The sequence below is a fragment of the Streptomyces coelicoflavus genome, assembly GCF_003112555.1.
Taxonomy (GTDB): domain Bacteria; phylum Actinomycetota; class Actinomycetes; order Streptomycetales; family Streptomycetaceae; genus Streptomyces; species Streptomyces coelicoflavus.
The window spans coordinates 10,845-23,921 of sequence record NZ_BEWB01000002.1; the positions used below are offsets into that span (position 1 = coordinate 10,845).

Sequence of the window (13,077 nt, forward strand, 5' to 3'; positions counted from 1 at the left end):
TCCCGAAGGCCCCCGGAGTGTGCCCGCGCGCACTCCGGGGGCCTTCGTGCGTCCGGGCCGAGCCCGAACTCGGCCGGGGCTGAGCCGGGGCTGATCAACAAAGAGGTTTACGAACTGGTTCAGACCTCTTGTGGACAGGTTCATGTCTCCCTACGCTCCTGGGTGTTGTGCAGAGCGAAACCGTCATTGCATATGTTGCAACGCACGCCCGGAGGAAAGACTCCATGAAGCTCGCCCCCCGCCTGGCCGTACTGCTGGCCGCGGCCGTCGTCGCCGCGACCGCCTGCGCACCCCAGACGTCCGACAACTCCTCCTCCGGCAAGGACGAGAAGAGCGGCACGCTGCGCGTCTGGCTGTTCCAGGAGGTCAACACCAAGCCGAAGGAAAAGGTCGTCGACGCCGTCCTGGCCGACTTCGAGAAGGCGCACGAGGGCACGAAGGTCGACGTCGAGTACATCCCCGTCGAGACCCGCGCCCAGCGCATCAAGGCCGCCTTCAACGACCCGAAGTCCGCCCCCGACGTCATCGAGTTCGGCAACACCGACACCGCGGGATACGTCAAGGACGGCGGACTCGCCGACATATCGGAGGAGTTCGCGGCCTGGGACGAGGCCAAGGACACCGACCCCACCGCCCGCCAGTCCGTCACCGTGGACGGCAAGGTCTACGGCGCCCCCTACTTCGTCGGCGTCCGCGCCCTGTACTACCGCACCGACGTCTTCGACGAGCTGGGTCTCGAACCCCCCAAGTCGCTGGCGGAGCTGGCGTCCACCGCCAAGAAGGTGCACGCCGCGAAGCCCGACCTCTACGGCATCGCGGTCGGCGGCGCCTACACCTACGGCGCGATGCCCTTCATCTGGGCGAACGGCGGCGAACTCGCCACCGGCAAGGGCGGCTCCTACGCCGCCGCCATCGACAGCGCCGCCGCCCGGAAGGGCATCAAGGCGTACACCTCCCTCTTCGGGGACGACAACTGCCCCGCCGCCAAGTGCGCCGGCATGGGCGGCAACGACACCGTCACCGCCTTCGCCTCCGGCAAGGCGGCCATGGCCATCGGCGGCGACTTCAGCCACCAGGCCGTGGAGGCGGGCCAGGTGAAGGGCAAGTACGCGGTCGTGCCGCTGCCCGGCGTCGAGCCCGGCTCCATCGCCCCCGCCTTCGCGGGCGGCAACAACATCGGCGTCCTGAAGAGCACCTCGCACCGCACCCTCGCCGTCGACCTGATGAAGCGGCTCGCGTCGAAGAAGGCGCAGGGCGAACTGTTCGACGCGATGGGCTTCCTGCCGACCTTCGCGGACGTACGGCAGCAGGTCGCGGCGAAGGAACCGTTCGTGAAGCCGTTCGTCGACACGCTCGCCGCGGGCACGAAGTTCGTCCCGGCCTCTCCCGCGTGGGCGACGATCGACTCCTCGCAGGTGCTGCCGACGATGTTCCAGGAGGTGGTCAGCGGCAAGAAGGACGTGGGCGCTGCCGCTGGGGATGCCGCGAAGAAGATGGACGACGCGTTCGGCTCCGCCGGATGAGTGCAGCGCCCAGTAGCCCGGGGGGCGTTGTTCGTGGGCGGGTGCGGGAACGTCGTGGCTTGCCGCGCCCACGCGGCGGCAGCCGCACATCCAACACGGCCCCGCGCCCCTTCCGGGGCTCCTCCCGTACACCTTGGCTGTATCTCGCCCCCGCTCTTGTCGTCCTTGGTGGGCTGCTGGTCTACCCCGTCTACCAGCTCGGGCTGATCTCCTTCCTGGAGTACACGCAGGCTCAGGTCAGTGGTGGGGAGCCGACGACCTTCCAGGGGTTCGGGAACTACGCCGAGCTGTTCGGGGACGCGGAGTTCTGGCGGGTGCTGCTCGCCACCGTCGTGTTCGCAGGGGCCTGTGTCGTGTCGACGCTGGCGGTCGGGTGTGCGCTCGCCGTGCTGCTGACGCGGGTGCGGGCCCTGCCCCGGCTGGCGCTGATGCTGGCGGGGCTGGGCGCGTGGGCGACCCCGGCGGTCACCGGGTCGACGGTGTGGCTGCTGCTGTTCGACCCGGACTTCGGGCCGGTCAACCGGATGCTGGGCCTCGGCGACCACTCGTGGACGTACGGGCGCTACAGCGCCTTCCTGCTCGTGCTGCTCGAAGTGGTCTGGTGCTCCTTCCCGTTCGTCATGGTGACCGTCTACGCCGGGATCCGGGCCGTGCCCTCCGAGGTGCTCGAGGCCGCCGCGCTCGACGGGGCCTCCCAGTGGCGGATCTGGCGCTCGGTGCTCGCGCCGATGCTCCGGCCGATCCTGGTGGTCGTGACCATCCAGTCGGTCATCTGGGACTTCAAGGTCTTCACCCAGATCTACGTCATGACGGGCGGCGGCGGCATCGCCGGCCAGAACATGGTCCTGAACGTCTACGCCTACCAGAAGGCCTTCGCGTCCTCGCAGTACAGCCTCGGCTCCGCGATCGGCGTCGTCATGCTGCTGATCCTGCTCGCCGTGACGCTGGTCTACCTGCGGCTGCTGCGCCGACAGGGGGAGGAGCTGTGAATCTTCCGCGCGCGCGTGTGCGCCGTCCGTGGCGGCTCGCGGCAGAGGCGTCCGCGCTGCTGATCGCCGTAGTGGTCGCCTTCCCGCTCTACTGGATGGTGCTGAGCGCCTTCAAACCGGCCGGGGAGATCGAGTCGAGCGAGCCCCGGCCCTGGACCCTGACCCCCTCGCTGGATTCCTTCCGGCGCGTCTTCGAACAGCAGGAATTCGGCCGCTACTTTCTCAACAGCCTGATCGTGGCGGGCTCCGTCGTGATCGCCTCGGCGCTGATCGCGTTCCTCGCGGCGACCGCGGTGACGCGTTTCCGGTTCCGTTTCCGGACCACCCTGATGATCATGTTCCTGGTGGCCCAGATGGTGCCCGTGGAAGCGCTCACGATCCCGTTGTTCTTCCTCATGCGGGACTTCGGCCAGCTGAACACCCTGGGTTCGCTGATCCTGCCGCACATCGCCTTCTCGCTGCCGTTCGCGATCTGGATGCTGCGGGGCTTCGTGAAAGCCGTGCCGGAGGCCCTGGAGGAGGCCGCCTACATCGACGGGGCGAGCCGGAGCCGCTTTCTCTGGCAGATCCTTTTCCCGCTGGTCTTCCCGGGCCTCGTGGCCACCAGTGTCTTCTCCTTCATCTCGACCTGGAACGACTTCCTGTTCGCCAAGTCGTTCATCATCAGCGACACCTCCCAGTCGACGCTGCCGATGGCGCTGCTGGTCTTCTACAAGCCGGACGACCCCGACTGGGGCGGCGTCATGGCCGCCTCCACGGTGATGACGATTCCGGTGCTGGTCTTCTTCGTACTCGTGCAACGACGACTCGTCTCCGGCCTCGGCGGAGCGGTAAAGGACTGACGTGAACGACGTTCTCCCCCAGCCCCAGCAGGTCTCGTCCCAGGGGGACGGCTTCTTCGACCTCGGCCCGGACACCGCCCTGGTGGCCGGCGAGGGCACCGGGCGCACCGAGCGCTGGCTGCGCGCCACGCTGGGCGCCGCCACCGGGCTGCCACTGGCGCCCGGAGCGGGCGGCGGCGGCGCCATCCGCCTCGCCCTCGACGCCGGACTGCCCGACGAGGGCTACCGCCTGGTCGTCGCCCCGGAGGGCGTGCACCTCACCGGCGGCGACGCGGCCGGCCTCTTCTGGGGCGCCCAGACGCTGCGCCAGCTGCTCGGCCCGGACGCCTTCCGGCGGGCCCCGCTGCCCGACCGCCGCTGGCGGCTGCCGCTGGTCCGCGTCGAGGACGCGCCCCGCTTCCGCTGGCGCGGCCTGATGCTGGACGTCGCCCGGCACTTCATGCCCAAGGACGGCGTCCTGCGCTACCTGGACCTGATGGCCGCGCACAAACTCAACGTCCTGCACTTCCACCTGACGGACGACCAGGGCTGGCGCGTGGAGATCACCCGCCACCCGAAGCTCACCGAGACCGGCTCCTGGCGGTCGCGCACGAAATACGGCCACCGCGCCTCACCGCTGTGGGAGGACAAACCGCACGGCGGTTACTACACCCAGGACGACATCCGGGAGATCGTCGCCTACGCCGCCGAACGGCACATCACCGTCGTCCCCGAAATCGACGTGCCCGGACACTCGCAGGCCGCCATCGCCGCGTATCCGGAACTCGGCAACACGGATGTGATCGACACCGGCGCGCTGTCCGTCTGGGACACCTGGGGCGTCTCCCCGAACGTACTCGCCCCCACGGAGGCCGTGCTGCGCTTCTACGAGGGCGTGTTCGAGGAACTGCTGGAGCTTTTCCCGTCGGAGTTCGTCCACATCGGCGGTGACGAATGTCCCAAGGAGCAGTGGCGGGCGTCGGCCACCGCACAGGCGCGCATCGAGGAACTCGCCCTCGCGAACGAGGACGAACTCCAGGCCTGGATCATCCAGCACTTCGACACCTGGCTCACCCAGCGCGGGCGCCGGCTCATCGGCTGGGACGAGATCCTGGAGGGCGGACTGGCCAAGGGTGCGGCCGTGGCCTCCTGGCGCGGTTACGCGGGCGGGGTCGCCGCCGCGCGCGCCGGACACGACGTCGTGATGTGCCCCGAGCAGCAGGTGTACCTGGACCACCGGCAGGCCCCGGGCGAGGACGAACCCGTGCCGATCGGCTTCGTGCGCACCCTGGAGGACGTCTACCGGTTCGAACCGGTTCCCGCCGAACTGACGCCGGACGAGTCCGGACACGTGATCGGCACCCAGGCGAACGTGTGGACCGAGGTGATGGAGAACCAGGGACGCGTGGACTACCAGGTGTTCCCCAGGCTCGCCGCCTTCGCCGAGGTCGCCTGGAGCGCCCTGCCGGCCCCGGCCGACCGGGACTACGCCGCCTTCGAACGGCGGATGGCCGCCCACTACCGGCGCCTCGACGCGCTGGGCGTCGGCTACCGGCCGCCCGCCGGCCCGCTGCCCTGGCAGCAGCGGCCCGGTGTGCTCGGCCGGCCGATCGACGGACCGCCGCCGAACAAGTAGGAAAACACCGGACGGTTGACGAACAACAGCACACAGAGCACAACACAGAACGCGAAAGACCCCTAAACGTCGCCGAAGAGTGGCAACTCGTGCGCATCGCGCGTAGCACCGATCGCCGGAGATCCCGTGTGAAAACGGACCATCCCGTCGACGAGGTGGGCGAATGCCTCCTAGCGGACCCGTGCGTTCGGGCCCTGCGAAGATGTGCCAGAGTTGCCACGTCCGCCCTGTCAGGCCGTACGGTACGGCCACATGGGCGGGACCAGGTGGGACAGCGGGAAGGGGCAGTCGGTTTGACCACGCACGCACCGCAGGCGGCGCAGGCCGTCACGCTGCCCACGACACTGGACGAGGCCGTGGCGGCGCTCGCCGCGATGCCCGCGGCCGTCCCGGTGGCGGGCGGCACCGACCTGATGGCGGCCGTCAACTCCGGGCAGCTCAGACCCGCCGCGCTGGTGGGCCTCGGCCGGATCAGCGAGATCCGCGGCTGGCAGTACCAGGACGGGCACGCCCTGCTCGGCGCGGGCCTCACCCACGCCCGTATGGGCCGCCCCGACTTCGCCGCGCTCATCCCGGCGCTCGCCGCCGCCGCGCGCGCCGCCGGACCGCCGCAGATCCGCAACGCGGGGACCCTGGGCGGCAACATCGCCTCGGCCGCCCCCACCGGGGACGCGCTGCCGGTGCTCGCCGCGCTGGAGGCGACGCTGATCATCGCGGGCCCGGACGGGGCCCGGCGGGAGGTGCCGGTCTCGCACCTGCTGGCCGGCATGGAGATGCTCCGCGCGGGCGAGCTGATCGGCTACGTGCGCGTGCCGCTGCTGCACGCGCCGCAGGTCTTCCTCAAGGCCACCGGCCGCACCGGCCCCGGCCGCGCGACGGCCTCCGTGGCGCTGGTCCTCGACCCGGCCCGGCGCGGCGTCCGGTGCGCGGTGGGCGCCATCGCGCCGATGCCGCTGCGGCCCCTGGAGGCCGAGCAGTGGGTGGCCTCGCTCATCGACTGGGACAACGGCCGCGCCGTCGTCCCGGAGGCGCTGCACGGCTTCGGCGAGTACGTCGCCGCGGCCTGCATCCCCGACGAGCCCCCGGCCGAGGACGGCTCCGTGCCGCCACTGCCGCCCGCGGTACTGCACCTGCGGCGCACCGTCGCCGCGCTGGCCCGACGAGCACTGGGGAGGGCACTGTCGTGACCGACGACCAGCACGGCGACGCATACGGCGACCAGCACGGCGACGCATACGGCGACCAGCACGGCGACGCATACGGCGACGAGTACGGCGACCAGTACGGAGATCAGTACGACGCCCGGCACGACGCTCGGCAGACGGGGGGCACGCCGCCGAGCGGCGGACGCTGGGACCCGCTGCCCCAGGGCGACTACGACGACGGCGCCACCGCCTTCGTGAAACTCCCCGAGGGCGGCGTGGACGCGCTCCTCGCCTCCTCCGACAGCCCGCTCGCCGCGCCCGGGCACGGCTATGTGCCGCCCCAGATCACGGTCACGTCCGCCGGCCCCGCGGGCACCGACCCGGCCGCCACCGGCTCCTGGGCGATGCCGACGGCACCGTCCGCGCCCGTGGACGGCACCCAGTGGCAGTCCCCGGAGGCGGGTCAGGAGCCCGCCGCCCAGCAGGGGTACGACGCCTACGCCGCCCACGAGGACCCGTACGGCGGGACGGCGCCCTACGGGACGCACGCCGGGCAGGGCGTCCCCGGGCAGGACGACCGGTTCGCCTACCAGCCCGGGGCCACCGGGCGGTGGGACTTCCCGCAGCCGTCGCAGACTTCGTCCGTCGCGCACCCCGGGGCGGACGCCGAGGCGGTCCCGCCCGCGTCCGGCCAGGACGTGACGGGACAGTGGTCCATCCCCGTCGCCGGCGGCGATCTGCCGGACGAGTCGGGCGAGTTCACCACGTCGTCGCTGGCCGAGCAGTGGGGCACCGGCGCCCCGGCCACCCTCCCCGGCGGCGCCCCCGCGCCCTGGGCGACGCAGCCGGCCGGCCGGCCCTGGGGCGACGGCCCGGGGGAGAGCGGGCCGGACACCGACGCACCGTCGGCCCGGCCCGACGGCCGGCCGTGGGGCGACGACGCGACACGGCCCGTCCCGGGCGGCGAGGAGCGTCCGGCCGGAGGCCCGCACGGGCCCGGCTCCGCCGAAGTCCCGCATGCACCCGGTCCCGCCGGGGAGCCGCACGGTCCCGGCCCCGACGGGGGCCCGTACGGGTCCGACGCCGCCGACGGCCTGCACGCGCCGGGCTCCGCCGAGGGCAGGCACGCACCCGGTCCCGCCAGGGAGCCGCACGGCCACGGCCCGGACGGGGGCCCGTACGGGTCCGACGCCGCCGACGGCCTGCACGCGCCCGGTTCCGCCGACGGCGTGGACGGGTCCGGTTCCGTCGGAGATCCGCACGGCACCGGCCTCGCCGGGGCTCCGCACGCGTCCTCCGCCCGGGGCACCCACCCGCCGGCCTCCGCCGACGGCGGCGTGCCCGGGCCCGGCCCTGCCGGGGGACCGCAGGTGTCCGGCCACGCCGACGGCGGGCAGCAGCCCGGTTCCGTGGAGGGCGTGCCCGGACCCGGCCCCGACGCAGGTCCGTACGCCTCCGCCCCCGCCGACGGGACGACCGTGGCGGCATCCGGTCCTGCCCGTGCGGCCGAGACGGTCGACGACGAGCCGGTTGGGGCCGAGGAGGCCCCTGAGGGCCCCGCAGAGCACTCCGCGCACTCCGGCGACGAGGCGCTGGGCGGATCCGGCCCGGAGGCCGCCGAGGCCCCCTTGGCGGGCCCCGCGCCGGCCCCCGGTCCGGACCACGCACCCGAGCCCGCGCGGGCACCCGGAGAAGCGCGGCCGCGGCCCGACGACCCGGCCGGCGACGGAACCGGCCCCGCGGACGCGGACCCGGACGCACCCGACGCCGACGCCGACACGGGCACGGGCACCGGCACCGGCACCGACGAGACCCGTACCGACCCGGCCGACCCCGAGGCGGTTCCCGCCCCCGTCCCCGTCACCGCCGCCGAGGAGCCGCCGGCTCCCGCCGGCCCGCAGGAGGAGCACCCCCTCGCCTCCTACGTGCTGCGCGTCAACGGCGCCGACCGGCCCGTCACCGACGCCTGGATCGGCGAGTCGCTGCTGTACGTGCTGCGCGAGCGGCTCGGCCTCGCGGGCGCCAAGGACGGCTGCTCGCAGGGCGAGTGCGGCGCCTGCAACGTGCAGGTCGACGGACGGCTCGTCGCCTCCTGCCTGGTCCCGGCCGTGACCTCGGCCAACAGCGAGGTGCGTACGGTCGAGGGCCTGGCCACCGACGGACGGCCGTCGGACGTGCAGCGGGCGCTCGCCCGGCGCGGCGCGGTGCAGTGCGGCTTCTGCGTGCCCGGCATGGCGATGACCGTGCACAACCTCCTGGAGGGCAATCCGGCCCCGACCGAGCTGGAGGCCCGCCAGGCCCTGTGCGGCAACCTGTGCCGCTGCTCCGGCTACCGGGGCGTCCTGGAGGCCGTCCAGGAGGTCGTCGCCGAACGCGAGGCGCACGCCGACGACGCGCAGGCGGGCCCGGAGGCCGACGAGCCGCGCATCCCGCACCAGGCGGGGCCGGGCGCGGGCGGCGTCAACCCGTCGGCGTTCGAACCCCAGCCACCGCCGGACGCACGGGACGCGACAGGACCGCACGACCCGCCGCCGTACGGCGACCACGGCGACCACGACAACCACGGCCAGGACGGAGGCCACGCGTGAGCAACGACGCCGCGACTGCGGAGGCCGAGGGAACCGCCGAGGCGGCCACCCCCGTCCCCGAACCGATCCCGCACGGCCTCGGCGCGTCCCTGCCGCCCGCCGACGCCCGCGCCAAGACCGAGGGCACCTTCCCGTACGCCGCCGACCTGTGGGCCGAGGGCCTGCTGTGGGCGGCCGTACTGCGCTCACCGCACCCGCACGCGCGCATCGTGTCCATCGACACCACCCACGCGCGCGAGATGCCCGGCGTACGGGCGGTCGTCACCCACGAGGACGTGCCCGGCACCCCTCTGCACGGCCGCGGCGCCCACGCCGACCGCCCGGTGTTCGCCTCCGACGTCGTACGCCACCACGGCGAGCCCCTCGCCGCCGTCGCCGCCGACCACCCGGACACCGCGCGGATGGCCGCCGCCGCCGTCATCGTCGAGTACGAGGTGCTCGACCCGGTGACCGACCCGGAGCAGGCCTTCGAGGCCGAGCCGCTGCACCCGGACGGCAACCTGATCCGGCACATCCCACTGCGCCACGGCGACCCGGAGGCGGCCGGCGAGGTCGTCGTCGAGGGCCTGTACCGCATCGGCCGCCAGGACCCGGCCCCCATAGGAGCCGAGGCCGGTCTGGCCGTACCGCGCCCCGACGGCGGCGTGGAGCTGTACCTGGCCTCCACCGACCCGCACGGCGACCGCGACATCGCCGCCGCCTGCTACGGCCTGTCCCCCGAACAGGTGAAGATCGTCGTCACCGGGGTGCCGGGCGCCACCGCCGACCGCGAGGACCAGGGCTTCCAGCTGCCGCTCGGCCTGCTGGCGCTGAAGACCGGCTGCCCGGTGAAACTGACCGCCACGCGCGAGGAGTCCTTCCTCGGGCACACCCACCGCCACCCCACCCTCCTGCGCTACCGCCACCACGCGGACGCCGAGGGCCGGATCGTCAAGGTCGAGGCGCAGATCCTCCTCGACGCGGGCGCCTACGCGGACACCTCCTCGGACGCCCTGGCCGCCGCGGTGGCCTTCGCCTGCGGCCCGTACGTCGTCCCCAACGCCTTCATCGAGGGCTGGGCGGTGCGCACCAACAACCCGCCCTCCGGCCATGTGCGCGGCGAGGGCGCGATGCAGGTGTGCGCCGCGTACGAGGCGCAGATGGACAAGGTCGCCAGGAAGCTCGGCCTGGACCCGGCCGAGGTGCGGCTGCGCAACGTCCTGGCCACCGGCGACGTGCTCCCCACCGGCCAGACGGTCACGTGTCCCGCCCCCGTCGCCGAACTCCTCCAGGCGGTCCGCGACTTCCCCCTCCCCGACCTCCCGAAGGACACGCCCGAGGACGAGTGGCTGCTGCCCGGCGGCCCCGAGGGCGCGGGCGAACCGGGCGCGGTGCGCCGGGGCGTCGGCTACGGCATCGGCATGGTGCACATGCTGGGCGCCGAGGGCGCCGACGAGGTCTCCACGGCCACCGTGAAGGTCCAGGACGGCGTGGCGACGGTGCTGTGCGCGGCCGTCGAGACCGGCCAGGGCTTCACCACCCTGGCCCGGCAGATCGTCCAGGAGACGCTGGGCGTGGACGAGGTCCACGTGGCCCCCGTCGACACCGACCAGCCCCCGGCCGGCGCCGGCTGCCGCGGCCGCCACACCTGGGTGTCGGGCGGCGCGGTCGAACGTGCGGCCAAGATGGTCCGCACCCAGCTCCTCCAGCCCCTGGCCCACCAGTTCGGCATGTCCACGGAGCTGCTCCAGATCGCCGACGGCAAGATCACCTCGTACGACGGCGTGCTGTCGACGACGGTCGCCGAGGCGCTGGACGGCAAGGAACTGTGGGCCACCGCCCAGTGCCGCCCGCACCCGACCGAGCCGCTGGACGAGGCGGGGCAGGGCGACGCGTTCGTCGGCATGGCCTTCTGCGCGATCCGCGCGGTGGTCGACGTGGACATCGAGATCGGTTCCGTCCGGGTCGTGGAACTGGCCGTCGCCCAGGACGTGGGCCGCGTCCTGAACCCGGCCCAGCTGACCGCCCGCATCGAGGCGGGCGTCACCCAGGGCGTCGGCATCGCGCTCACGGAGAACCTCCGCACCCCGCGCGGCCTGATCCGCCACCCCGACCTCACCGGCTACGCCCTCCCGACGGCCCTCGACACCCCCGACATCCGGATCGTGAAGCTCGTCGAGGAACGCGACGTGGTCGCCCCCTTCGGCGCCAAGGCCGTCAGCGCGGTCCCGGTGGTGGCCTCCCCGGCGGCCGTCGCCTCCGCCGTACGCGCGGCCACGGGCCGCCCGGTCAACCGCCTCCCGATCCGCCCCCAGGCAGCCGTGGCCACGGGCACCTGAGCCGCCGCGCACACGCGAGGCAACGCGGGACGGCCCGCACGCGTCCTACAGGGCGAACGGGTCGGTGCGCGGGGGGCGTTGTCAGTGGTGGCACGTAGTCTCCGAAGGAGCGCGAACGGCAGCCGCCGGCCCGCGCACGGCCACACATTCCCGGGGGAGACGATGCACGCGGTCACCGGCGGTACGACGACGATGCGGGACGCGACGGCGGACGCCTGGACGCCGGTCCCCTCGCTGCTGACCCGGGTCCGCCTCGCGACGACGGTGGAGGACGGCGCCTCCCGCCGTTCCCCGGGGAGCTGCGAGCGGCCGTCCCTGTGGAACACGTCGGCCCTGATGAGCTGCCTGCTCCTGGCCGTGGGCCACCGCACGGCGCCCGGAGCCCCGCAGGACCTGCCGCCCCGTTTCCTGGACCGGGAGTTCGGCCGTCACGGCGTGACCCGCTTCGAGGACATCGACTTCCCGAGGACCCTCACCCACGAGCCCACCCGCCGCTTCCTGCGCGAGACGGGCCTGCCCGAGGACGCCCACCCCTTCCGCCTCGACACGGAAGACCTGCCGCTGCCGACGCTGGCGGAGTACGGCGAGGAGCACCCCGGCCACCCGCTCCCCGCCGCGGCGGAGCGCCTTGTGCGCCTGGGACGACTGAGGGACGGCGCCCACGTGGTCGTTGACGGCACGACGGGCACCGTCCTGACCTGGAGGACACCCGACGGCACCCTCCACCCCTTGGTGGCGGACATTTCCGCCCTGGCCCTCACCCTCTGGGCGCTGCGCAGGTCGGGGCGGTTGGAAGGCTGACTCGACGGGCCAGGCTGCTTGCCAGGGACACCTCACAGCACGACGAGGATCGTGGCGCCGTCCACCGCGGTTACCTGAGTCGTCCTCCTGGCACGTGCAGCGACCGAGAACGGGATGCTCACCGCGGCCGGTAGGAGAGCACGGGGTCCGCCCAACCCCCCATCCGGCGGGACAGCCCGAAACGCCGGGCAAGCCACCAGCGCCGCCTGGAGTGTTCCGACCCGGCCGGAGACCATCGGGGACCGGACAGATCCTCCACACCCCACCATGTCTTCACAGCCTTGTTCCCGCTCATTTTCAACAGTGGCCAACGCGGCAGGTGCAGCCCGCTGAAGAACATGGAGACGTCGTCCCCGCACTTGGTCGTGTAGAAGTGCCGCTCGACATCGGTGTAGCTTGCTCCCAAACCGCAGTTCAGCCCCATGGTCCCGCCGAGCCACGTGAGCGCCAGCCTTCCCCCGGCCGGTATCGACGGCACGAGCACCGGGTTGTACCACACCTCACCGCCGAGGCCCCGCTTGAGCCCGGTCTTCTCAGCCTGCGCCACCACGATGTTGGTCGCGGGTCCTGTCCCCACGTTGACGAGCCACCACTTCGGGCCGTCGGACCCGGACTGCGCGCTCTCCCACATGAACTGCAGCACGGGCATGTGAGAGCGCCGACTGGATGCATACGCGACCCCCAGCGACCCCAGGGAAACAAGCACTGCGAGCACGGAGATCACAACGCTCAACATCACCCCTCCAGTGACCGACCCGCTGTACCTCTCCCTACCCGTCCCTCATCGGCTGAACGCCCGAGCGGGCCGGACCTCGCTCCTGGGAGCTGCGTTCACCGAAGCTCGGACTCGCCATCGAGCATGAAGTCCCCGAGGACGTGCGTGGGGCGTACGAATCTCTCATCCGGGGCGGCTGCACCAGCCGTCTCATCGCCTCCTGACCTGCCGGAACCGGGCGGGCTGTGCGAACGATTCACCAGCCCAGCCTGTCCCCGAGACTGGCCAAGCTGTTCGCGGCGGACTACTGGATCGTCCTGGACGACGTGCAGTTCGCCCGCCGCGACTACCAGCACCGAGCACGCCTCGGCGCCCTCGATGCACCGGGCCGTCGGCAGTGGCGCAGCGTCCCCACCCGTCTTCCCCAAGGCAGGCCGCCCCTCATTCGGGACGCGTTGATCGTCGACCCCGGCCGGGCCCGCCGGAAGACCGTGGGGACGCTGCGCCAGTACTAGGAGCCGGCCCGCGCTGGCCGGCCCTC

At 73.0% G+C, this 13,077-nt stretch carries 10 protein-coding genes; 9 read left to right on the forward strand and 1 reads right to left on the reverse strand.

All coding sequences use genetic code 11. The features are described 5' to 3' along the window. Positions 1-224: 224 nt before the first annotated feature. The 8 genes from Sco07f_RS00255 (at position 225) to Sco07f_RS41200 (ending at position 11,821) form a co-directional block, all read left to right on the forward strand. A complete protein-coding gene (locus Sco07f_RS00255) occupies positions 225-1,523 on the forward strand; it encodes an extracellular solute-binding protein (protein ID WP_007450146.1) in 1,299 nt (432 codons plus the stop codon). Beyond that, positions 1,520-2,512, forward strand: coding sequence for a carbohydrate ABC transporter permease (locus Sco07f_RS00260; protein ID WP_108986605.1), 993 nt, complete (start codon positions 1,520-1,522; stop codon positions 2,510-2,512). Before Sco07f_RS00255 ends, Sco07f_RS00260 begins: the two co-directional genes overlap by 4 nt. After that, positions 2,509-3,354: a carbohydrate ABC transporter permease gene (locus Sco07f_RS00265; RefSeq protein ID WP_042826247.1), complete on the forward strand. Its 846-nt coding sequence runs from the start codon at positions 2,509-2,511 to the stop codon at positions 3,352-3,354. Before Sco07f_RS00260 ends, Sco07f_RS00265 begins: the two co-directional genes overlap by 4 nt. Before the next feature lies 1 nt (position 3,355). Continuing rightward, a complete protein-coding gene (locus Sco07f_RS00270; protein WP_087790750.1) occupies positions 3,356-4,969 on the forward strand; it encodes a beta-N-acetylhexosaminidase in 1,614 nt (537 codons plus the stop codon). 293 nt (positions 4,970-5,262) lie between these two features. After that, the gene (locus Sco07f_RS00275; protein WP_087790751.1) at positions 5,263-6,156 is read left to right on the forward strand and encodes an FAD binding domain-containing protein; all 894 of its coding nucleotides are present in this window, start codon (positions 5,263-5,265) and stop codon (positions 6,154-6,156) included. Further along, positions 6,153-8,702 (forward strand): 2Fe-2S iron-sulfur cluster-binding protein, encoded by a 2,550-nt coding sequence (locus Sco07f_RS40345; RefSeq protein WP_108986606.1) that lies wholly within the window; start codon positions 6,153-6,155, stop codon positions 8,700-8,702. The genes Sco07f_RS00275 and Sco07f_RS40345 overlap by 4 nt, the downstream gene beginning before the upstream one ends. Then, positions 8,699-11,020, forward strand: coding sequence for a xanthine dehydrogenase family protein molybdopterin-binding subunit (locus Sco07f_RS00285; protein ID WP_007450105.1), 2,322 nt, complete (start codon positions 8,699-8,701; stop codon positions 11,018-11,020). Before Sco07f_RS40345 ends, Sco07f_RS00285 begins: the two co-directional genes overlap by 4 nt. Before the next feature lie 162 nt (positions 11,021-11,182). Continuing rightward, on the forward strand, positions 11,183-11,821 hold the full coding sequence (locus Sco07f_RS41200; protein ID WP_369695745.1) for an SUKH-4 family immunity protein: 639 nt from the start codon (positions 11,183-11,185) through the stop codon (positions 11,819-11,821). A 118-nt stretch (positions 11,822-11,939) separates the two neighbouring features. On the opposite strand, the gene Sco07f_RS00295 is transcribed toward Sco07f_RS41200, so the two are convergent. Continuing rightward, positions 11,940-12,470, reverse strand: coding sequence for a hypothetical protein (locus Sco07f_RS00295; protein ID WP_244941963.1), 531 nt, complete (start codon positions 12,468-12,470; stop codon positions 11,940-11,942). Between the two features lie 311 nt (positions 12,471-12,781). Here Sco07f_RS00295 and Sco07f_RS41205 point away from each other — a divergent pair, with 311 nt between their 5' ends. Continuing rightward, positions 12,782-13,051 carry a WbqC family protein gene (locus Sco07f_RS41205; protein ID WP_369695746.1) on the forward strand — a complete coding sequence of 90 codons (270 nt, stop codon included), beginning with the start codon at positions 12,782-12,784 and terminating at the stop codon, positions 13,049-13,051. Positions 13,052-13,077: the final 26 nt, after the last annotated feature.